17 protein-coding genes and 1 riboswitch are annotated in these 20,787 nt (G+C 71.2%); of the genes, 14 read left to right on the plus strand and 3 right to left on the minus strand.

Annotated elements, in window-relative coordinates:
- The first annotated feature begins 57 nt into the window (after window positions 1-57).
- From ACTWOL_RS22855 to ACTWOL_RS22900, 10 genes are all read left to right on the plus strand, one after another.
- Window positions 58-999 carry a peptidoglycan-binding protein gene (locus tag ACTWOL_RS22855; protein WP_474298608.1) on the plus strand — a complete coding sequence of 314 codons (942 nt, stop codon included), beginning with the start codon at window positions 58-60 and terminating at the stop codon, window positions 997-999.
- Window positions 996-1,727: a helix-turn-helix domain-containing protein gene (locus tag ACTWOL_RS22860; protein ID WP_474298609.1), complete on the plus strand. Its 732-nt coding sequence runs from the start codon at window positions 996-998 to the stop codon at window positions 1,725-1,727. The genes ACTWOL_RS22855 and ACTWOL_RS22860 overlap by 4 nt, the downstream gene beginning before the upstream one ends.
- A 264-nt stretch (window positions 1,728-1,991) precedes the next feature.
- On the plus strand, window positions 1,992-2,996 hold the full coding sequence (locus ACTWOL_RS22865; protein WP_474298611.1) for an XRE family transcriptional regulator: 1,005 nt from the start codon (window positions 1,992-1,994) through the stop codon (window positions 2,994-2,996).
- A gap of 191 nt (window positions 2,997-3,187) precedes the next feature.
- Window positions 3,188-4,177 carry a malate dehydrogenase gene (locus tag ACTWOL_RS22870; RefSeq protein WP_474298612.1) on the plus strand — a complete coding sequence of 330 codons (990 nt, stop codon included), beginning with the start codon at window positions 3,188-3,190 and terminating at the stop codon, window positions 4,175-4,177.
- Window positions 4,178-4,371: 194 nt separating this feature from the next.
- Window positions 4,372-4,914, plus strand: coding sequence for a SixA phosphatase family protein (locus ACTWOL_RS22875; protein WP_474298613.1), 543 nt, complete (start codon window positions 4,372-4,374; stop codon window positions 4,912-4,914).
- A gap of 553 nt (window positions 4,915-5,467) precedes the next feature.
- The gene (locus ACTWOL_RS22880; RefSeq protein WP_474301238.1) at window positions 5,468-6,931 is read left to right on the plus strand and encodes an aldehyde dehydrogenase family protein; all 1,464 of its coding nucleotides are present in this window, start codon (window positions 5,468-5,470) and stop codon (window positions 6,929-6,931) included.
- A 20-nt stretch (window positions 6,932-6,951) separates the two neighbouring features.
- Window positions 6,952-8,493 (plus strand): GMC family oxidoreductase, encoded by a 1,542-nt coding sequence (locus ACTWOL_RS22885; RefSeq protein WP_474298614.1) that lies wholly within the window; start codon window positions 6,952-6,954, stop codon window positions 8,491-8,493.
- Entirely contained in the window at window positions 8,490-9,620 is a 1,131-nt protein-coding gene (locus ACTWOL_RS22890) for a quaternary amine ABC transporter ATP-binding protein (RefSeq protein ID WP_474298615.1), read from the plus strand. The genes ACTWOL_RS22885 and ACTWOL_RS22890 overlap by 4 nt, the downstream gene beginning before the upstream one ends.
- A 79-nt stretch (window positions 9,621-9,699) precedes the next feature.
- Entirely contained in the window at window positions 9,700-11,673 is a 1,974-nt protein-coding gene (locus ACTWOL_RS22895; protein WP_474298616.1) for an ABC transporter permease, read from the plus strand.
- Window positions 11,674-11,703: 30 nt separating this feature from the next.
- Window positions 11,704-12,684, plus strand: coding sequence for an ABC transporter substrate-binding protein (locus ACTWOL_RS22900; protein WP_474298617.1), 981 nt, complete (start codon window positions 11,704-11,706; stop codon window positions 12,682-12,684).
- 144 nt (window positions 12,685-12,828) lie between these two features.
- On the opposite strand, the gene ACTWOL_RS22905 is transcribed toward ACTWOL_RS22900, so the two are convergent.
- Entirely contained in the window at window positions 12,829-13,680 is an 852-nt protein-coding gene (locus ACTWOL_RS22905) for a DMT family protein (RefSeq protein WP_474298618.1), read from the minus strand.
- A 127-nt stretch (window positions 13,681-13,807) separates the two neighbouring features.
- Between ACTWOL_RS22905 and ACTWOL_RS22910 the strand changes: the two genes are divergently transcribed.
- On the plus strand, window positions 13,808-14,101 hold the full coding sequence (locus ACTWOL_RS22910) for a hypothetical protein (RefSeq protein ID WP_474298619.1): 294 nt from the start codon (window positions 13,808-13,810) through the stop codon (window positions 14,099-14,101).
- Window positions 14,102-14,121: 20 nt separating this feature from the next.
- The gene (locus ACTWOL_RS22915; protein WP_474298620.1) at window positions 14,122-15,327 is read left to right on the plus strand and encodes a glutathionylspermidine synthase family protein; all 1,206 of its coding nucleotides are present in this window, start codon (window positions 14,122-14,124) and stop codon (window positions 15,325-15,327) included.
- Between the two features lie 269 nt (window positions 15,328-15,596).
- Here the strand turns inward: ACTWOL_RS22915 and ACTWOL_RS22920 are convergent, their stop codons facing one another.
- Complete coding sequence (locus tag ACTWOL_RS22920; protein ID WP_474298621.1) at window positions 15,597-16,601, minus strand: GlxA family transcriptional regulator; 1,005 nt, start codon at window positions 16,599-16,601, stop codon at window positions 15,597-15,599.
- A gap of 128 nt (window positions 16,602-16,729) precedes the next feature.
- On the opposite strand from ACTWOL_RS22920, the gene ACTWOL_RS22925 reads away from it, so the two are divergent.
- Complete coding sequence (locus ACTWOL_RS22925) at window positions 16,730-17,614, plus strand: NAD(P)-dependent oxidoreductase (protein WP_474298622.1); 885 nt, start codon at window positions 16,730-16,732, stop codon at window positions 17,612-17,614.
- A gap of 251 nt (window positions 17,615-17,865) precedes the next feature.
- Here ACTWOL_RS22925 and rocD read toward each other — a convergent pair whose 3' ends face one another.
- Window positions 17,866-19,074, minus strand: a complete 1,209-nt coding sequence (rocD, locus tag ACTWOL_RS22930; RefSeq protein WP_474298623.1) for an ornithine--oxo-acid transaminase — start codon at window positions 19,072-19,074, stop codon at window positions 17,866-17,868.
- Between the two features lie 211 nt (window positions 19,075-19,285).
- A riboswitch (ZMP/ZTP riboswitch) is annotated at window positions 19,286-19,376 on the plus strand.
- Between the two features lie 98 nt (window positions 19,377-19,474).
- Between rocD and ACTWOL_RS22935 the strand changes: the two genes are divergently transcribed.
- Window positions 19,475-20,749: a serine hydroxymethyltransferase gene (locus ACTWOL_RS22935; RefSeq protein ID WP_474298624.1), complete on the plus strand. Its 1,275-nt coding sequence runs from the start codon at window positions 19,475-19,477 to the stop codon at window positions 20,747-20,749.
- The last annotated feature ends 38 nt before the right edge of the window (window positions 20,750-20,787 follow it).

The raw sequence follows: 20,787 nt of genomic DNA on the forward strand, positions 1-20,787 counted from the left end.
ACCCCGGGGGCTATCTCATGGAATGGAACGGAGAAAGCGGAGACAGGGGGACGTCTCATGGCCCGATGGAAGGAACTGCCGACCGGGCTCGCCGACCACGAGCGCCGGCTGATCACCCAACTGCGCAGGCTGAAGGACCACAGCGGGCTCAGTCTCGCCGCCCTCGCGGGCAGGACCGCCTACAGCCGCTCGTCCTGGGAGAGGTACCTCAACGCCAAACAGCCCGTGCCGCGGCGGGCGGTGGAAGAGCTGGCCCGCGTCTGTGCCGTGGAGCCGACGCGGCTCGTCGTGCTCTGCGATGTCGTCGTACGGGCCAGGGAGACGGCGAAGCGGACCGCTGCGGAAGCAGCGCCCGTCGACGCGGCGGCGGGGGTCGCGCCGGCACCGACCGCGCCGCGGGCGGTTCCCTCGACGCCCGCTGCCCTTACGGCCTCTCGGAGGGCCTCTGCGCCACCGCCGCCGCCCTCGGGGCCTGTTGTGCCCTCTGGGCTCACCGCGCCGCCTCCGCCTGCTGCAGGGGCGCCTGCCACGCCCCCGGCGCCGGTGGCAAGAGCCTCCCCCGGCGGTGGCCCCGTCCGCGGGGAGTGGACGGTGCCCCTGTCCTGGGTGCTCGGCGCGGGCGCCTTCGCCCTTGTCGTCGCGTTCACGGCGGGGCTGCTGACCGCCGGTGTCTGGGAGGACGCGAGAGCGCCCGCGGCCACCGCCGGAGGAGCCCGGTATCCGGGCGGAGAGGCGTACCGCTGCGACGTCCGGTTTCGGAACGGCGAGCTGCGGGCGGGGCACAGTCCCACCCGTGAGATGCCGCTCGACGTCAACAGCACGGGCGACGACGTGATCGAGGCCCAGTGCCTGCTGCGGGAGCACGGCTTCGACCCCGGCGCGACCGACGGGAGATACGCGGAGTGCACCAAGGAGGCGGCGATGCGCTTCCAGAAGCGCCATGGGCTGGCGGTGGACGGCGTGGTGGGGCCGGACACCTGGAGGGAGCTGCGCCGGTGACGGGCCGCACCGAGTGTGAGCAACTGGCCTGTGCGCTACGCCGGCTGCGGGAACGGTCCGGGCTGAGCCTGGCCGCTCTGGCCGCCCGTACCCCGTACGGCAAATCGTCCTGGCAGCGCTATCTCACCGGGGCGAAACCCGTGCCGCGCCGCGCGGTCGAGGCGCTCTGCGCGGTCACCGGCGAGCCTCCGCGCCGGTTGCTCGCACTGTGGGAGCTCGCGGACGCGGTCTGGAGCGGCCGGGGCGTGCCCGCACCGCCACCCGCACCGCCACCCGCAGCGCCACCCGCACCGCTCCCGGTGCCGCCATCGCCCGCACCGGCGGACCGGGTCCTCGTCGCAGACGCGGTGCCGGGAGCCTCGCGGGACGGACCGGCGCCGTACGGAACGGCCCGGGTGCTCGTCATCGAGGGTCCGGTGCGCCGCCCGGCCCATCGCCCGCAGGCAGCGGCGTGGCCGGTGCTCCTGGCCCTGCTCGCGCTGTCGGCTGCTGTGGCGGCGCTGCTGGCCGTCATGGTGGTGCTGCACACCGTGGCGGGCCGGGGCTGTCCGCGGGCCGGGGCGGATTTCGCCGCGCCGCCGGAGTGTCCGATGACCCCGGTGGGCGGTGGCCTGGTGACGGCGCCCGTCCCCTCCCCCGTGGGAGGACGGGCGCCGTCACGGGAAACAGCGTCATGCACGCGCCAAGCGGGATTCAAGGGGGCCCGGATGGCTGTGGCACGGAAGTGACGGTTCCGCCATGGTGTGATCGACGGTCGGCGGATGCGAAACTGAGGCGGGCTTCGGGACAGGGGCGCACGCGGGGGGTACGCGGATGTCCCGAATGCCCCCCGTGCGCCCTCGGCACAGGAACTGTCATCCTGGCTCTGCGCATTCCTCCGGGTAGGCCCCGGACCGTCCTCGTGGACGCGTCCGCAGGCAGGCCCCGAGGTGTGGCAGGGGGCACCACAGCGCGGGGGCACATTGGCACGTCGGGGGGACAAGGGGGAAGCAATGCCTCGTTGGAAGGCGCTACCGGAAGAGCTCGACCCTCAGGTCAGGGAGTTCACCAGTCAGCTGCGCCGGCTGGTCGACCGCAGCGGGCTGAGCATCGCGGCGGTCTCGGACCGTACCGGTTACAGCAAGACGTCGTGGGAGCGCTATCTGAACGGGCGGCTGCTCGCACCCAAGCGCGCGATCGTCGCACTCGCCGAGGTGACAGGGACGAATCCGGTCCACCTCACCACCATGTGGGAGCTCGCGGAGCGTGCCTGGAGCCGCTCCGAGATGCGTCACGACATGACGATGGAGGCCATCCGGATATCCCAGGCGCGTGCTGCGCTCGGGGAGTTCGGACCGGGCGGCAAGTCGGGGTCCTCGCACACGGCGGCGCCGCCGTCCGGCCCCGGACACGAGTCGTACGGCCCCGCCCCGAGCGGGGGCCCGCACTCCGTCCCGTCGCAGCGCGACGGCGGGTACGCCTCCGCACCGGGCGCCGCCGACCGCGGCCGGGGAGGGCGCAAGACGGCGGTGTTCCTGGCGGCCGTCGTCGGCGCGCTGCTGGTGATCGCCGCGGCCGTGCTGCTCACGGACTTCGGAGGCGGTGGTGAGGACGAGGCCAGGGCCGTCACCAAGGAGCCGTCCACCGCCACCCCGTCGTTTTCCGCCGACCCGCAGCTGCCCGCCGGGGTCAAGTGCTCCGGCGACGACTGTGACGGTCAGGACCCGGAGGCGATGGGGTGCGGTGGCCAGTACGCCACCACCGCCGCCCGGACCACGGTCGGTACGGCCGTCGTCGAGGTCCGTTACAGCAAGACCTGTGCAGCGGCGTGGGCCCGTATCACCAAGGCGGCGCCGGGGGACAAGGTCTCGATATCGGCGGGTAAGACGGCGCAGAACGGCCTGGTGAACGAGGACAAGGACGCGTACACCCCGATGGTCGCGGTCACCTCGGAGTCGGAGGCCAAGGCCTGCGCGACGCTGAGGACCGGGACGAAGGGATGCACGACCGAGCAGTGACCGGAGCCCCGCACAGCTGAGCGGAGTGCGCATCGAGTGAGCCGCACCACAAGGGGGCGGCGGTGCGGGCGCCCCCGGGTCGGATAGCCTGACGCCCGGATATCTCTTCACGTCGAGAGATCGATCAGTACGGTGGAGGTGTCCAGCACCCGGGGCAGGGCCCCAACGCCAGCTTTCTTACGGAGATCGCTATGACCCGCACTCCCGTGAACGTCACCGTCACCGGCGCGGCCGGCCAGATCGGCTACGCGCTGCTCTTCCGCATCGCCTCCGGCCAGCTGCTCGGCGCGGATGTGCCGGTCAAGCTGCGCCTGCTGGAGATCCCGCAGGGTCTGAAGGCCGCCGAGGGCACCGCCATGGAGCTCGACGACTGCGCCTTCCCGCTGCTTCAGGGCATCGACATCACCGACGACCCGAACGTCGCCTTCGACGGCGCCAACGTCGCGCTGCTGGTCGGAGCCCGTCCGCGGACGAAGGGCATGGAGCGCGGTGACCTGCTCTCCGCCAACGGCGGCATCTTCAAGCCGCAGGGCAAGGCCATCAACGACCACGCGGCCGACGACATCAAGGTGCTCGTCGTCGGCAACCCGGCCAACACCAACGCGCTCATCGCGCAGGCCGCGGCCCCGGACGTACCGGCCGAGCGCTTCACCGCGATGACCCGCCTCGACCACAACCGCGCGATCTCGCAGCTGGCCGCCAGGACCGGCGCCGCCGTCTCCGACATCAAGCGTCTGACCATCTGGGGCAACCACTCCGCGACCCAGTACCCGGACATCTTCCACGCGGAGATCGCCGGCAAGAACGCCGCGGAGATCGTCGACGACCAGGCCTGGCTCGCCGACACCTTCATCCCGACCGTCGCCAAGCGCGGCGCGGCGATCATCGAGGCCCGTGGCGCCTCCTCGGCCGCCTCCGCCGCCAACGCCGCCATCGACCACGTCCACACGTGGGTCAACGGCACCGCCGAGGGCGACTGGACCTCCATGGGCATCCCGTCCGACGGTTCCTACGGTGTCCCGGAGGGCCTGATCTCCTCCTTCCCGGTCACGTGCAAGGACGGCGCGTACGAGATCGTCCAGGGCCTGGACATCAACGAGTTCTCCCGCCCCCGCATCGACGCGTCCGTCGCCGAGCTCGTGGAAGAGCGCGAGGCCGTCCGCGGTCTGGGCCTCATCTGAGGGTCCGCTCGTCCAGCGGTCACATCGCCGGCGGTCCGACGCCGGCGATCCGATCGCCCACCGGCCCGGCCGGTCCCCGGTCCAGCCGGATGACCGGCCCCGGGCCGGACCCTGAATCGTCTCGCTCTGGGGGCGCCGCACCGTCGTGTGGCGCCCCCAGAGCGTTGCGGGCGCTCCTGTGCCAACCTGGCCCCATGACACCCGGTCCCGGAAACGAGCAGGGCGCTCCCCGTCTGGTGCTGCTGCGCCATGCCAAATCCGCCCGGCCGGGGGGCGTCGAGGACCATGAGCGTCCCCTTGCTCCTCGGGGGCGTCACGACGCCGCCGAGGTGGGGCGTCTGCTGCCGGAGATGGGGTGTGTACCCGATCTGGTGATCTGCTCGCCGGCCCGCAGGGCGCGCGAGACCTGGGAGAACGCCGCTCCGCACCTGGGCGCGCAGCTGCCGGTGACCTACGACGAACGGGTGTACGCGGCAGAGCCGGACGAGCTGCTGGACGTGCTCCGTGAAGTGCCCGCCGAGGTGGGGACCGTCCTGCTGGTCGGCCACAACCCAGGGATCGAGGAGCTCGCGGCCGCACTCACCGCCGAAGCCGATCAGGATTCCCTCGCCTGGATGACCGAGAAGTTCCCGACCTCCGCCTTCGCGCTGTTCGACCTCGAGGGGGACTGGTCGGCGCTTCGTCCCGGAGCGGCCCGGCTGACGGCGTTCGTCGTCGCCAGGGCGTCGACCACCTGACCTCGGAGCCGGCGCCGACGCCCGGACTTCAGAGGCCGGACCGGGACCGGAGGCCGGACCGGGAACCGCACACAAAACAGTCCCCGGTAGTCCGCGCATTTCCGTACATCTCAGTCGTCGCCGACGACGCCGGTCCTCGCGCGGTCCTGCCGGGGGCCTAGCCAGAGCCTTGGGAAGGGTCACGCCAACCGGCGAACGTCTCCGCCGATCCGTGGGGCTCTCTCAGGTTTTCCGGTGTATTACCCAGTTTCCTCCCGAAATGACCGAAGTCAAGAGGCTGCGACCATGCGCCCCCGGAGCTGGGAGGCAGCCGTTCGGACGGACGGCCCATCGGCGAACCCCCCTTCGGGCCGGACGGGTATCGCCGACGATCACCGACCCCCGCGCCGGCGGCCCTCTCGCTTACCCAGCAGGGGAGTGAGTCGGGCCACTTCCGGCCAGCTGACGCGCATGCTTTCCACCCCCCGGGGCAGGCGATCCGCTCACCGGTCTTCGCTGGTGAGAGACATAAAGGGAATGGAAGGCCAAACGCGACGTGTCGGTACAACTGACCATCCACGTGGACGGAGATTGGCGTGAAGCCGCCTCCGGAGCCACGCGAGAGATCCTCGACCCCGTCGACGCCACTGCCCTTGCGGTAGTGGCGGAAGGCGGTGCCGAGGACACCGACGCCGCGATCGCCGCCGCGCGCCGCGCGTTCGACCAGGGGGTATGGCCCCGCACCCCGGTGTCCGAGCGTGCCGCACTGCTGCGGCGGGTCGCGGAGCTGCTGCAGCGGGACCGCGAGGAGCTCGGCCTGCTGGAGAGCCGGGACGCCGGCAAGACGCTGGAGGAAGGGCGCGTCGACATCGACTGCGTCGCCGACGCGTTCCGCTACTTCGCCGATCTCGTCGTGAACGAGACCGGCCGGGTCGTGGACGCCGGCTCGAGCGACATCCACAGCGTCGTCGTGCACGAGCCCGTGGGTGTGTGCGCGCTGATCACACCCTGGAACTATCCCCTTCTGCAGGCCAGCTGGAAGATCGCCCCGGCGCTCGCCGCGGGAAATACTTTTGTGATCAAGCCCAGCGAGATCACGCCGCTCACCACGGTCGCGCTGATCCGCCTGCTCCAGGAGGCCGGGCTTCCCGCCGGTGCCGCCAACATCGTCACCGGCGCGGGCCACACCGTCGGCGCCCGCCTCGCCGAGCACCCGGACGTCGACCTCGTCTCCTTCACCGGCGGCATCGTCAGCGGCACCAAGGTCATGCGCGCCGCGGCCGAGACCGTCAAGAAGGTCGCCCTGGAGCTCGGCGGCAAGAACCCGAACGTGGTCTTCGCCGACGCCTGCACCACCAGCGAGGGCTTCGACACCGCCGTCGACCAGGCCCTGAACGCGGCCTTCATCCACAGCGGCCAGGTCTGCTCGGCCGGTTCCCGGCTGATCGTCGAGGAGTCCCTGCGCGAGCGCTTCGTCGACGAGCTCGCCCGCCGGGCCGAGAAGATCCGCATCGGCCGCGGCACCGACGAGGGCGTCGAGTGCGGCCCGCTCGTGTCCGCGCAGCAGCTCGCCAGGACCGAGGAGTACGTCGCCTCCGCACTGGCGGAAGGTGCCGTCCTGCGCGCCGGCGGCACCCGGCCCGACGGCCCCGGCTTCTTCTACCGGCCCACCGTCCTCGACCGCTGCCACCGCGGTATGCGCGTCATCCGCGAGGAGATCTTCGGGCCGGTCCTCACCGTGGAGACCTTCACCACCGAGGAGGAGGCCGTCGACCTCGCCAACGACACCGAGTACGGCCTCGCCGGCGCCGTCTGGAGCGGCGACCCCGGGCGTGCCCGGCGCGTCGCCGGAAGGCTGCGCCACGGAACGGTCTGGATCAACGACTTCCACCCCTACCTCCCCCAGGCGGAATGGGGCGGTTTCGGCAAGTCCGGCATCGGCCGGGAGCTCGGCCCCTCGGGGCTCGCCGAGTACCGCGAGACCAAGCACATCTATCAGAACCTCGCCCCGCGCCCCGTGCGCTGGTTCGCGGGCTGACCGGGGAGCACGACACACCTATGACCACCCACATACGTGAGTACGACTATGTCGTCGTCGGGGGCGGTACCGCCGGTTCGGTGATCGCCTCCCGTCTCACCGAGGACCCGGACGTCAGCGTCGCCGTCATCGAGGGCGGCCCGAGCGATGTCGACCGGGACGACGTGCTGACGCTGCGCCGCTGGATGGGGCTCCTCGGCGGCGAGCTGGACTACGACTACCCGACGACCGAACAGCCCCGCGGCAACTCCCACATCCGGCACAGCCGCGCCAGGGTCCTCGGCGGCTGCTCGTCGCACAACACCCTCATCGCCTTCAAGCCGCTGCCGTCCGACTGGGACGAGTGGGCCGAGGCCGGGGCCGACGGCTGGAACACGGCCGCGATGGACCCGTACTACGACCGGCTGCTCAACAACATCGTGCCGGTCGACGAGGCGGACCGTAACGCCATCGCCCGGGACTTCGTCGACGCCGCCCAGGCCGCGCTCGACGTCCCCCGGGTCGACGGCTTCAACCGGAAGCCCTTCGACGAGGGCGTCGGCTTCTTCGACCTCGCCTACCACCCCGAGAACAACAAGCGCTCCTCGGCATCGGTGGCGTACCTCCACCCGGTGATGGACGAGCGGTCCAACCTCACCATCCTGCTGGAGACCTGGGCGTACCGTCTGGAGCTGGACGGGACCCGCGCCACAGGCGTCCGGGTACGGAGCAAGGACGGCGAGGAGCAACTGGTCACCGCGCGGCGCGAGGTGATCGTCTGCGCCGGCGCGGTCGACACCCCGCGTCTGCTGATGCACTCGGGCATCGGGCCCAAGTCCGATCTGGAGGCGCTCGGCATCCCCGTCGTCCGCGATCTGCCGGGCGTCGGCGAGAACCTGCTCGACCACCCCGAGTCGGTGATCGTCTGGGAGACCCACGGGCCCATTCCCGAGAACTCGGCGATGGACTCCGACGCCGGTCTGTTCGTGCGCAGGGACCCCGAACACCAGGGCCCCGACCTGATGTTCCACTTCTACCAGATCCCCTTCACCGACAACCCGGAGCGGCTCGGCTACGAACGCCCGCCGTACGGAGTGTCGATGACCCCGAACATCCCCAAGCCCCGCAGCCGCGGCCGTCTCTACCTCACCAGTGCCGACCCGGAGGTCAAGCCCGCGCTCGACTTCCACTACTTCACGGACGAGGACGACTACGACGGGCGCACGCTCGTCGACGGCATCCGCCTCGCCCGTGAGATCGCCCGGACGGCGCCCCTCGCGGACTGGCTGAAGCGGGAGGTGTGCCCGGGGCCCGAGGTCACGGGCGACGAGGAGCTGAGCGAGTACGCGCGCAAGGTCGCGCACACCGTCTACCACCCGGCAGGCACCTGCCGAATGGGTTCGCCCACTGATGAACTCGCCGTTGTGGAACCAGACTTGAAGATTCGCGGTCTTGAAGGTGTCCGCATCGCGGACGCGTCCGTCTTCCCGACCATGCCGGCCGTGAACCCGATGATCGGGGTCCTGATGGTGGGCGAGAAATGTGCCGAACTGCTGAAGGAAACGGGGAGTGAGACCCGATGACCGAAACAACCGAAGCGAGCGGGACGACCGCGTCGAAGGCAGCGAACGCAGCGAACGCAGCGGCCGCATCCACCGCATCCACCGAGTCCCCGGTCTTCGCGGTACGCGACCTGTGGAAGGTCTTCGGGCCGAAGGCGCAGCGCGTCCCGCAGTCGGCGGAGCTCGCCGCCCTGGACCCCACCGAGCTGCGTGAACGCACCGGCTGCACGGCGGCCGTACACGATGTGAGCTTCGACGTCCGCCGCGGCGAGGTGTTCGTCGTCATGGGCCTGTCCGGCTCCGGCAAGTCGACCCTCGTCCGCTGTCTGACCCGGCTGATCGAGCCGACATCCGGTTCGATCGCGATCGACGGCGAGGACGTGCTGTCGATGGACAAGGCACGCCTGCGTGAACTGCGCAGGCACCGGGCTTCGATGGTCTTCCAGCACTTCGGACTGCTGCCGCACCGGTCCGTGCTCGACAACGTCGCCTACGGACTCGAGATCCAGGGCGTCGGCCGGTCCGCACGGCGCGCGAAAGCCGCCGAGTTCGTCGCGAAGGTCGGCCTGGAAGGCATGGAGCACCGCAGGCCGGCACAGCTCTCCGGCGGCCAGCAGCAGCGCGTCGGCCTGGCCAGGGCGCTCGCCGTCGACCCCGAGGTGCTGCTCTTCGACGAGCCGTTCAGCGCGCTGGACCCGCTGATCCGCCGCGATATGCAGGACGAGGTCGTCCGGCTGCACCGCGAGGAGGGCCGCACGATGGTCTTCATCACCCACGACCTGAGCGAGGCGCTGCGCCTCGGCGACCGGATCGCGCTGATGCGGGACGGCCGGATCGTGCAGCTCGGGACGCCCGAGGAGATCGTCGGCTCGCCCGCCGACGACTACGTACGGGACTTCGTCCGCGACGTTCCGCGCGAGCAGGTCATGACGGTCCGCACGGCGATGCGCCCCGCGAGCGACGCCGGGGAGACCGAAGCCGGTCCCGCGGTGTCACCCGACGCCACCGTCTCCGAGGCCATCGAAGCGGTCGCCCGGGTGGGCTTGCCGGCCCGGGTGGTGGACGAGGGCCGCTGTATCGGCATCGTCGACCACGCGGCGCTGCTCGCCGTGGTGGCGGGCACCCCGGTGAAGGAGGTGGCGGCATGAGGCGCCAGGACACACTCGGGACGACCGGGCTCCGGCCGGCGCCACGCGCCGCCGTGACCCGGAATGCGAGGTGGTGCGGATGAGCGTCACCGTGGACGCGGTGTCCAAGACACCCGAAGCCAGAACCGGAGCACCCGAGCGGCCCGGCGGACTGGGCGAGTTCGTCCGGCGCCGTCGCGCACTGGTGGCGGGCGCCGGCGCGCTGGCCGTGCTCGTCGTGCTCGGCTCCGTGCTGCTCGGCGGCGGGGGCTGGCCCTCCGGGCTGACCGTCGACATCTCGGGGCCGCTCGACGACGCCAACAAGTGGGTCGTCGACAACCGCGACACCCACCCGCTGTTCCTCTACTTCCTGCTGCACCTGTCCAACACGGCGACCGAAGCGGTCAACGGCGTGTACCAGCTGCTGGACGCACTGGGCTGGCTCGGGGTCGTCACCGCCGGCGTACTCGTCGCCTGGCGGGCCGCCGGACTCGGAGTACGCGGCGCACGGGTCGCGCTGACCGCGCTCGGCGCCTTCGCCGTGTGCGGTCTGCTCGGCATGTGGGACGCGACGCTGCTCACCATCGCGCTGATGGTGGTGTCCGTGGGGGTGGCCGCGCTGCTCGGCGTGCTGATCGGGCTGCTGGCCGGGGTCTTCGACCGCTTCGACCGGGCCCTGCGGCCGGTGCTGGACACCATGCAGGTGCTGCCCGCCTTCGCCTATCTGCTGCCGTTCGTGCTGGTCTTCGGCACGGGTACGCCCGCCGCGCTGTTCTGCACGGTCATCTACGCGGCCCCGCCGATGGCCCGGCTCACCGCGCTCGGACTGCGCGGCGCCGACCCCGGAGCCCTGGAGGCGGCCGAGTCGCTCGGTGCGAACGCCTGGCAGCGGCTGTGGACGGCCCGGCTGCCGCTCGCGCGCAAGCAGATGCTGCTCGGACTCAACCAGACGATCATGATGGCTCTGTCGATGGTCGTCATCGCCGCGCTCGTCGGCGCCGGCGGCCTCGGCGAGGAGGTGTACTCGGCGCTGTCCACGACGGACGTCGGCAAGGCCTTCGCCGCGGGCGTCCCGATCGTGCTCATCGCGATCTGGCTGGACCGTACGACGGCGGCCGCGGGCGACCGTATGGCGGCGACGGCCCCGGGCGGCGGCTGGCTGCACGGCGGACGCGCCTGGGCGCTCGTCGCCGTGGGTGTGGTCGCGGCCGCCGCGGTGCGTACGACCACCTGGCCCGAGGCATGGACGTACGAGATCTCCACCCCGGTCAACAAGGCCCAGGAGTGGATCACCGAGAACCTGGCCTTCCTCGAGGTCTGGGCCCGCGAGTTCACGCTCTGGATCCTCAACCCGCTGCGCGACACGCTGGTGTGGCTGCCCTGGTGGTCGGTGCTGCTGCTCGTGGCCGCCGTGGCCTGGCTGGTCGGCAGCTGGGCCTCCGCGCTGACGGCCACGGGCGCGATGGCCGCCATCGGTGCCCTCGGTGTCTGGGCCAGGTCCCTGGACACGCTGTCCCAGGTGCTGGCGGCGCTGGTGGTCACCCTGGTGCTGGGCTTCCTCGTGGGAGTGCTGAGCGCACGGGCCGGCTGGCTGGAGCGGCTGCTGCGTCCGCTGCTGGACGCCATGCAGACGATGCCCCAGTTCGTGTACCTGATCCCGGTCGTCGCGCTCTTCGGCGCCACCCGTACCTCGGCGATCGTCGCCGCGGTCGTGTACGCGCTGCCCGCGGTCGTCCGTATCACCACCCAGGGGCTGCGCGAGGTCGACCCGGCCGCGATGGAGGCCTCCCGATCGCTGGGTTCCTCCGCCCGCCAGCAACTCTTCGGAGTCCAGCTCCCGCTGGCCCGTCCGGCCCTGCAACTCGCCGTCAACCAGGGCGTGGTGCTGGTGCTGGCCGTGGTCGTCGTCGGCGGTCTCGTCGGTGGCGGGGCGCTCGGTTACGACGTCGTGAAGGGCCTGTCCCGGGGCGAGATGGGCGTCGGTATGACGGCCGGAATCGCGATCGTCTGCCTGGGGCTCGTCCTGGACCGGATTTCCCAGCCTGCGGCGCGTACCGGCCGCAAGCACCGCTGACCCCCTACCTCTCGTTCTGACAGGAGCACCATGCGTACCGTTCGAAACCTGAGTACTGCCCGCACTCTGCGCGCCGCCACCGCGGTCGTCGGGGCCGTCGGAGTCCTCTCGCTCACCGCCTGCGGCGCCGCCGAGACCGGCAAGAGCAACGATGTCGGCGGCAAGAAGACCGTGACGATGACCGTCCCCTCCTGGGTCGGCGCCCAGGCCAACGTGGCCGTGGCCAAGCACATCCTCGAGAAGGAGCTCGGCTACACGGTCAAGACCCAGCAGATGGGCGAGGTGCTGGCCTGGGACGCGCTGTCCAAGGGCGACATCGACGCGGTGATGGAGGACTGGGGTCACCCGAAGGAGGAGAAGCAGTACGTCGAGACGAAGAAGACCGTCGTCAAGGGCGGCGACCTCGGCGTCACCGGCCACATCGGCTGGTACGTGCCGAAGTACTTCGCGGACCAGCACCCCGACGTCACCGACTGGAAGAACCTCAACAAGTACGCCAAGGAGTTCAGAACGGCGGAGAGCGGCGACAAGGGCGAGCTGCTGGAGGGCTCGCCCGACTACGTCACCAACGACGACGCCATCATCGGCAACCTGAAGCTGGACCTGAAGACCAACTACGCGGGTTCCGAGGCGGCCCAGATCACGGCGATCAAGAAGTACGCCAAGGAGAAGAAGCCCTTCCTGACGTACTGGTGGACTCCGCAGTGGCTGAACGCCCAGATCGACATGGTCGAGGTCAAGCTGCCCGAGTACAAGGCGGGTTGCGACGCGGACCCGAAGAAGGTCGCCTGCGCCTATCCGCACACCCCGCTGCAGAAGTTCTTCAACGCCGACTTCGCCAAGAACGGCGGCGAGGCAGCTCAGTTCCTGAAGAACTTCAAGTGGACGACGGACCAGCAGAACCAGGTCGCGCTGATGATCGCGGACCAGAAGCTGTCGCCGGACGCCGCGGCGCAGAAGTGGGTCAAGGAGAACGAGGCCACCTGGAAGGCCTGGCTCCCGAAGAAGTAGTGACGGCGAAGTAGCGACTGCCTGACCGCACGACTGCACGACCGCACGAGCGGGCGATCCCGGAGCACCCCCCACTGCGCCGGGCGCGCCCGCTCGTACGCGTTGAGCCGTGCCGCCGGGCCGTAACCAGCCGCAACGGACCCGTCAGGGCGGCGACTGGCGTACCGACTCGGGCTCCGGCAGTTCGCCGAAGCGGGCCAGTGCCAGTGCCCCCGCCACCGAGATCACGAAGCCGGTCACGGCCAGCCAGGCCAGGCCCTCGCGGGTCCGGTCGCCCAGCCAGACGACCCCGACCGCCGACGGCAGCAAGGTCTCGGTGAGGACCAGGCCCGCCGTCGCCGTGGTCACCGATCCGCGGGCGAAGGCGGAGGTGAGCAGCAGGAAGGCCGCGGCGCCGCCGAGCAGAAGCGCGTAGAGCGCCGCACTGGTGAAGTCGACCGAGTCCAGCAGCCGTACCGCCACTTCCGGCACCCCGAAGCCGATGCCCGCGCCCATGCCCAGCGCCAGCGCCCGCGCGCGGCCCGGCAGCCGGCCTGCCGCCGCGCCGATCAGCAGGACCGCGACCGCCGTGCCGAGCAGCACCCACTTCAGGGCGGGCGGCGGGGGCGTGCTGCCCTCCGGGCCGGAGGCAAGCCCCAGCATCCCGAGGCCGAGGCAGACCACGGCCACCGCGGCCCATTCGATCCGGGTGAGCCGCACCGACAGCATCCGTGTCGCCGCCACGGCCGTCACCGCGAGGCTCGCGGCCAGGGCCGCACTCACGGCGTAGATCGGGATCAGCCGCAGCGCCATGATCTGGAGCGCGAAGCCCACTCCGTCCAGCGTGAGGCCGACGAGATAGCGCCACTGCCGCACCGCCCGCAGGAAGAGTGCCGTGTCCACCCCGGACGCCGGCGCGCCCGGGTCGGCCACCGCCCGGGCCGCGACGGCTTGGAAGACGGTGGCCAGCCCGTAACAGACCGACGAGGCAATCGCGCAGATCATCCCGAAGAACACAAAACGACTCTAGGTGGGGAGGCTTCGTGGACCGGGCTTACGGCCACGCGGCACGGCCATCTAATGTGTGCGGCGGTTCATTGGCTGGCTTGATGTAGACGAAGACGAAGACGGGGAGGCCGAGGAGATGGCGCGGCGCAGGCTGAGGTCGGGCACGGTCGTGCTCGGCGGTATGGGGGTGCTCGCGGCGACGCTCACGTCCTGCGGCTCGGAACCGGACGAGCGGTGTATCGATCCGGTGACCTACGAGACCCTGCCCGACTACGAGTGCGATGACGACGGCGGCTCCGGCAGCGGCGGCCACGGCCGCTACTACTACGGGGGCAGCGTCGGCAGCAGCGGCAGGGTGTCCGGCGGCAGCTTCGACAAGTCGGCCGTCGACACCGGCGGCTTCGGCTCCTCCCACTCCAGCGGCGGCTGAGCCAGGACGGTCGCGCACCGATGAAACGTCACACCACCGAACCGCGCCCCGGCTGGCAGCAGACGGTCGAGGAGCAGGGCCTCATCTATCCGCTCACCCGCTACCCGGACGGATCGCTGCGTCCGTACTGGGACGAGAGCGTCTACTACGAGTTCTCCCTGCCCGAGGTCGAGGCGCTGGAGGAGGTCGTCGAGGAACTGCACGCCATGTGCCTGGCCGCGGCCGAGCACATCGTGGAGCAGGACCGCTTCGCCGACCTCGGCATCACCGACCGCCGGCTGGCGAGGCGGGTCGCCGCTTCCTGGCGCCGCCGTGCCGAACTGCCCTCCCTCTACGGACGGTTCGACCTGCGCTACGACGGGACCGGCCCGGCGAAGATGCTGGAGTACAACGCCGACACCCCCACCTCGCTGGTGGAGGCCGCGAGCCCCCAGTGGTTCTGGATGGAGGAGCGCTTCCCGGGAGCCGACCAGTGGAACTCCCTGCACGAGCGGCTCGTGGACGCCTGGAAGCGGCAGGCCCCGCTGCTGCCGCCCGGTCCGGTGCACTTCGTGCACTCCGACGGAGACGAGCTCGGCGAGGACCTGATGACGGTCGCGTACCTCCGCGAGACCGCCCAGCAGGCCGGACTGAGGACCGAGGCGCTGTCGGTCGAGCGGATCGGCTGGGACCGGCTCTCCGGTCGGTTCGTGGACGACCGGCTCCGTTTCATCCGCAGCTGCTTCAAGCTGTACCCCTGGGAGTGGCTGGCCACCGACCGCTTCGGCCCCCACGTCCTGGACACCCTGGACAACGGCGGCGGCACGGGCACCACCTGCTGGATCGAGCCCGCCTGGAAGATGCTGCTCTCCAACAAGGCGCTGCTCGCCGTGCTGTGGGAGCTGTACCCGGGGCATCCGAATCTGCTCCCCGCCTATCTCGACGGGCCGCGCGAACTGGCGGGGACCACCGGCTACGTGGCCAAACCGCTGCTGGGCCGCGAGGGCGCGGGCGTCACCATCCACGAGCCGGGCGCGGACCCGGTGGTGCGGGAAGAGCCCTGCTGCTACCAGGAGCTCGCTCCGCTGCCGGATCTGGGGCCGCCCACGGCCGACGGCTCCGGGGGGAACCGGGTCGTCCTCGGCGCCTGGGTCGTCGAGAACGAGGCGGCGGGGCTGGGCATCCGCGAGTCGGCGGGACTCGTCACGGACGAGTACGCCCGCTTCATCCCGCATGTGATCCTCTGACGCCCTGAGCTCCGGGGCCCGCGCGTCCGGCCGCCCTGCGCGGTCCGCGCGGGCCCTGCCGTGCGTGGCAGGCCCGCGCGGTGCCGGCGGGCCGGCCACGGCGGAGGGTCCCTGGACTGCGGGGGTGGTCCGGGGGCCCGCCGCCACCGGGCTCACCCCATGGGATCGCCGCCACCGGGCTCACCCCATGGGATCGCGGCCACCGGGCTCACCTCCGCCGGACCGGGGCCACCGGGCTCACCCCACCGGCCCTGCCCTGCCGCGCAACGTCACCGAACCGCCACGTCCGAACAGGGGAACGCCCGCCGGTAGTCGCTCGGCGACACCCCCACCTGCTTGAGGAAGTGGTGCCGAAGGTTGTTCGCCGTGCCGAGGCCGCTCAGCTCCCCGACCTTCTCGACCGGGAGGTCCGTGGACTCCAGCAGCATCCGGGCCCGTCCCAGCCGCTGATCGAGGAGCCACCGAAGGGGAGTCGTCCCCGTGGCGGCCCGAAGGCGCCGGTAGAACGTCCGCGGACTCATCGCCGCCCTCCGTGCCAGCTCGTCGACCGTCAACGGCTGGTCCAGATGGGCCCGGGCCCATTCCAGTACCGGCGCGAGTCCCCGGTCGTCGGTCTCCGGTACCGACAGGTCGATGAACTGTGCCTGGCCGCCGGGACGATGGGCGGGAACGACCATCCGGCGCGCCAGCTGGTTGGCGACGTGCGCACCGAGGTCGCGCCGCACCAGATGCAGGCACAGGTCGAGACCGGCGGTGAGCCCGGCGCTGGTGAGCACGTCGCCGTCGTCCACGTACAGCACGGAGTCGTCGACGTGGACCTTCGGGTAACGCTCGGCCAGTTGCGCGGTGTGCATCCAGTGGGCCGTGGCGCGGCGTCCGTCGAGCAGACCGGCCTCGGCGAGCGCGAAGGCGCCGGTGCACAGGGAGACCATGCGGGCTCCCGCGTCGTAGGCGCCGCGCAGGGCGGTGATCAGGTCCCGCGGCAGCGGTGCGCCCTCGTCCACGCACGAGTCGGGTACGGAGGGCACGATCACCGTGTCGGCGCCGGCGAGGTCGTCGAGCCCGTGGCTCGTCCGCAGCGAGAGGCCCGATCCCGAGAGCGCGCCGTCCTGCGCACGGCCTTCGGTGCCGCACAGCCGCAACTCGTACCAGGGGTCGGCCAGGTCGGACTGCGGCTTGCCGAAGACGGTGCACGGAATGCTCAGCTCATAGAGATCCCAGGAGGGGACGGTCAGTTCCCCGCTCACGACGACGGCGACAGATCCGGCACCCATGATCCCGAATGGTATGGCAGGAAATTGGTGGCAGCCGTCACCGGTGTCACTGTCCTCGTTCGCCGGGCGCTGCGAGCGTGGTCATGACGTGATCGACCAACACGTGGTGATCTCAAAGGAGTTGTGACATGACTGGCGACCGACAGGCCATAACCGTCATGGGGCTGGGCGCGATGGGCTCCGCGCTCGCCGCCGCCCTGCTGGACCGTGGACACCCGCTCACCGTGTGGAACCGCACGGCGTCCAGGGCGCAGCCACTGATCGACCGCGGTGCCCGGCCGGCCGCGACCCCCGAGGAGGCGATTTCGGCGAGCCAGGTCGTCATCGCCTGCGTGCTCGACTACGACGCCCTGCATTCCGTCCTCGACCCCGTCGCCGACGCTCTCGCGGGGAAGGCCCTGGTCAATCTCACTTCGGGCTCGCCGGAGCAGGCTCACGAGGCCGTCACCTGGGCCCGGTCCCACGGTATCGACTACCTCGACGGCGCGATCATGACCACCCCTCCCGGCGTGGGGAGCCCCGAGATGATGTTCCTCTACAGTGGCTCGCCCACCGTGTTCGAAACCCACCGCCCGACCCTCGAGGCCCTGGGCGATCCCCTCTACCTGGGCTCGGACCCCGGCTTGGCCTCCCTGTACGACGCGGCGCTCCTCGGCTTGATGTGGGCGACCATGACCGGCTGGCTGCACGGTGCCGCACTGGTCGGCGCGGACAAGACACCTGCCACGGAGTTCACCCCCGTCGCCGTCCGATGGCTGACGGCGGTGGCCGGGTTCCTGACCACCTACGCCCCCCAAGTGGACGCCGGCCGATACCCGGGCGACGACGCCACCGTCGACGTGCAGATCGCTGCCATCGACCATCTCATCCACGCCGCGGCACGCCGGGGTGTCGACAACGCCCTGCCCGAGCTGCTGAGGACCGCGATGCAGCGGGCGAAGGCCGCGGGACACGGCTCCGACAGCTACGCCAGTCTGATCGAGGTGCTGAGGAACCCGGCGCAGGGCACGTGATCGCGATGCCGGCAGCCGCCGGTCGCCCGCGCGCCTTCCGCGGACGACCGGCGGATCCGGTCACAGCGCTATCAGCGCCCTAGTGCCGTGACCGGATAGGTTCACCGGCTCGCGGCGCCCTGCACGGCGCCTCGCTGCGTTGTCGAGTCACCCAAGTACATCCAGTACAAGGCCGATTCTCCGCCTGGCGATCCACCGCACCGGACGCCGCGAGCTTCCCGGCAAACCTATCCGGCCACAGCACTAGCCTCTTAGTCCCCGGCCAGCACGGTGCGCAGCTGGTCGAGGCCCCAGTCCAGGTCCTCCTTGCTGATCACCAACGGAGGCGCGATCCGGATCGTGGAACCGTGGGTGTCCTTCACCAGCACGCCCCGGTCCATGAGCTTCTCGGAGATCTCCCTGCCGGTGCCGTGCGACGGGGCGATGTCGACCCCGGCCCACAGCCCGCGCCCGCGCACCGCCTCGACGGCGCCCCCGCCGACGAGGAGCCCCAGCTCGTGGTGCAGATGCTCGCCCAGTTCGGCGGCGCGCTGCTGGAACTCGCCGGTACGCAGCATCCCGATGACCTCCAGCGCGACGGCGCAGGCCAGGGGATTGCCACCGAACGTCGAACCGTGCTCACCGGGCCGGTAGATCCCGAGCACCTCCGCCGACGACACGACCGCGGAGACCGGGACGACGCCGCCGCCGAGCGCCTTGCCGAGGACGTACATGTCCGGGACGACGCCCTCGTGCTCACAGGCGAAGGTGCGGCCGGTGCGGCCGAGGCCGGACTGGATCTCGTCGGCGATGAAGAGCACATTGCGCTCGCGGGTCAGCTCCCGCACGCCCGCGAGATAGCCGGCCGGGGGCACCAGGACCCCCGCCTCGCCCTGGATCGGCTCCATCAGCACGGCCACCGTGTTGTCGCTGACGGCCCGCTCCAGCGCGGTGAGATCGCCGTAGGGGACGATCTCGAATCCCGGGGTGTACGGGCCGAAGTCGGCGCGGGCCTCCGGATCCGTGGAGAAGCTGACGATCGTGGTCGTGCGGCCGTGGAAGTTGTTGGCGGCGACGACGATCTTCGCTTGGCCCGCAGGGACGCCCTTGACCTGGTAGCCCCACTTCCGGGCCGTCTTCACGGCCGTCTCCACCGCTTCCGCCCCGGTGTTCATCGGCAGCACCGTCTCCATGCCGCACAGCTCCGCGAGCTGGCTGCAGAAGTCGGCGAACCGGTCGTGGTGGAACGCCCGGGACGTGAGCGTCACCCGCTCCAGCTGTGCCTTGGCGGCGTCGATCAGCCGCCGGTTGCCGTGGCCGAAGTTGAGCGCCGAGTACCCGGCGAGCATGTCGAGGTAGCGGCGGCCCTCAACATCCGTCATCCACGCGCCGTCCGCCGACGCGATGACGACGGGCAGCGGGTGGTAGTTGTGGGCGCTGTGCGCCTCGGCGGAGGCGATCGCCTTCTCCGTAGCAGACACGGGTTCTCCGTTCGTCCTGCGGCGTGGGTCGTCGGGCCGGGGCGCCGGGAGGGCCCCCGACCGGGGTCGGGTGGTGGTGTCCCTTTCTATCGTCGCTCGGTCTCCGCGTGAAGAAACACGGGGTTACGGGGATCTCACCGAAGACCTTCCGGTGTCCTGCCGGTCCCGCGGCCGGTGACCGGGCTCCGGGGGTGCCATGAGTAAGGTGGGTGGTACGCACGGCGACTGGCGTACGCGGAACGAACCGCGGGGGAGCCGTGTGCGGCAGAACCGACGAGGTGCCGCCCGCCTGGGCACCTAGGCCATATCCCGTGCGGGTGCGGTCGGTGCGGTTCCTGCCTCCGGCGGGAACCGGCCGCACCCCGGGACCAGGACACCGACCGCCTGCCCGGAGGACCCCATGACGCTCACCGCTCAGCCCCGCCATCCCGCGCTCACCGCCCAGGACCCCGAACTCGCCGCGCTCGTCGGCGCCGAGGAGCAGCTGCAGGCCACCACCCTGCGACTGATCCCCAGCGAGAACTATGTCTCCGACGCCGTGCTGGAAGCCTCCGGCACCGTTCTGCAGAACAAGTACAGCGAGGGCTATCCCGGGCGCCGCTACTACGAGGGCCAGCAGAACATCGACCAGGTCGAGCGGCTCGCCGTCACCCGCGCCAAGGCGCTCTTCGGCGTCGAGCACGCCAACGTCCAGCCCTACTCCGGCTCCCCGGCCAACCTCGCCGTCTATCTGGCGTTCGCCGAGCCCGGCGACACCGTGATGGGCATGGCCCTGCCGATGGGCGGCCATCTCACCCACGGCTGGGGCGTCTCGGCGACCGGGAAGTGGTTCCGCGGCGTGCAGTACGGGGTACGCAGGGACACCGGCCTCATCGACTTCGACGAGGTGCGCGAACTGGCCCTCAAGGAGCGGCCGAAGGTGATCTTCTGCGGCGGCACAGCCCTGCCGCGCACCATCGACTTCGCCGCCTTCGGGGAGATCGCCCGCGAGTCCGGTGCGGTGCTGGTCGCCGATGTCGCACACATCGCCGGTCTGATCGCGGGCGGTGCCCACCCGTCGCCGGTGCCGTACGCCGACGTGATCTCCACGACCACGCACAAGACGCTGCGGGGGCCGCGCGGCGCGATGCTGATGTCCCGCGAGGAGCATGCGAAGGCCATCGACAAGGCGGTCTTCCCCGGGCTCCAGGGCGGCCCGCACAACCAGACCACCGCGGCCATCGCCGTCGCCCTGCACGAGGCGGCCCAGCCCGCCTTCCGCGACTACGCGCGCGCGGTCGTGGCCAATGCCAGGGCTCTCGCGGACGCACTCCTCGCCCGCGGCTTCGAGCTGGTCTCCGGCGGCACCGACAACCATCTGATCCTGATCGACCTGACGCCGCAGGACGTTCCGGGCAAGATCGCGGCACAGGCGCTGGACCGCGCCGGGATCGTCGTCAACTACAACACCGTCCCCTATGACCCCCGTAAGCCCTTCGATCCCTCGGGCATCCGGATCGGCACGCCTTCCCTCACCTCCCGCGGTCTCACCGCCGAGCACATGCCGGCCGTCGCCGAGTGGATCCACCGGGGGGTCACCGCGGCCGGGTCGGGCGACGAGGACGCTCTCGCGACGGTCCGAGCGGAGGTCGCGGAGCTGATGGCCGCCTTCCCGGCACCGGGCCTTCCGGCCTGAGGGCTGTCCCGCCCGGCGGGGATGTGCGGGACAGCCCT

This window comes from Micromonospora sp. IBHARD003 (assembly GCF_056106285.1).

Excerpts from the sequence above, each read along its gene's own strand:
- ACTWOL_RS22855 (WP_474298608.1), top strand. The coding sequence starts at position 58 with ATGGCCCGATGGAAGGAACTGCCGACCGGGCTCGCCGACCACGAGCGC.
- ACTWOL_RS22865 (WP_474298611.1), top strand. The coding sequence starts at position 1,992 with ATGCCTCGTTGGAAGGCGCTACCGGAAGAGCTCGACCCTCAGGTCAGG.
- ACTWOL_RS22870 (WP_474298612.1), top strand. The coding sequence starts at position 3,188 with ATGACCCGCACTCCCGTGAACGTCACCGTCACCGGCGCGGCCGGCCAG.
- ACTWOL_RS22875 (WP_474298613.1), top strand. The coding sequence starts at position 4,372 with ATGACACCCGGTCCCGGAAACGAGCAGGGCGCTCCCCGTCTGGTGCTG.
- ACTWOL_RS22885 (WP_474298614.1), top strand. The coding sequence starts at position 6,952 with ATGACCACCCACATACGTGAGTACGACTATGTCGTCGTCGGGGGCGGT.
- ACTWOL_RS22890 (WP_474298615.1), top strand. The coding sequence starts at position 8,490 with ATGACCGAAACAACCGAAGCGAGCGGGACGACCGCGTCGAAGGCAGCG.
- ACTWOL_RS22895 (WP_474298616.1), top strand. The coding sequence starts at position 9,700 with ATGAGCGTCACCGTGGACGCGGTGTCCAAGACACCCGAAGCCAGAACC.
- ACTWOL_RS22900 (WP_474298617.1), top strand. The coding sequence starts at position 11,704 with ATGCGTACCGTTCGAAACCTGAGTACTGCCCGCACTCTGCGCGCCGCC.
- ACTWOL_RS22910 (WP_474298619.1), top strand. The coding sequence starts at position 13,808 with ATGGCGCGGCGCAGGCTGAGGTCGGGCACGGTCGTGCTCGGCGGTATG.
- ACTWOL_RS22915 (WP_474298620.1), top strand. The coding sequence starts at position 14,122 with ATGAAACGTCACACCACCGAACCGCGCCCCGGCTGGCAGCAGACGGTC.
- ACTWOL_RS22920 (WP_474298621.1), bottom strand. The coding sequence starts at position 16,601 with ATGGGTGCCGGATCTGTCGCCGTCGTCGTGAGCGGGGAACTGACCGTC.
- ACTWOL_RS22925 (WP_474298622.1), top strand. The coding sequence starts at position 16,730 with ATGACTGGCGACCGACAGGCCATAACCGTCATGGGGCTGGGCGCGATG.
- ACTWOL_RS22935 (WP_474298624.1), top strand. The coding sequence starts at position 19,475 with ATGACGCTCACCGCTCAGCCCCGCCATCCCGCGCTCACCGCCCAGGAC.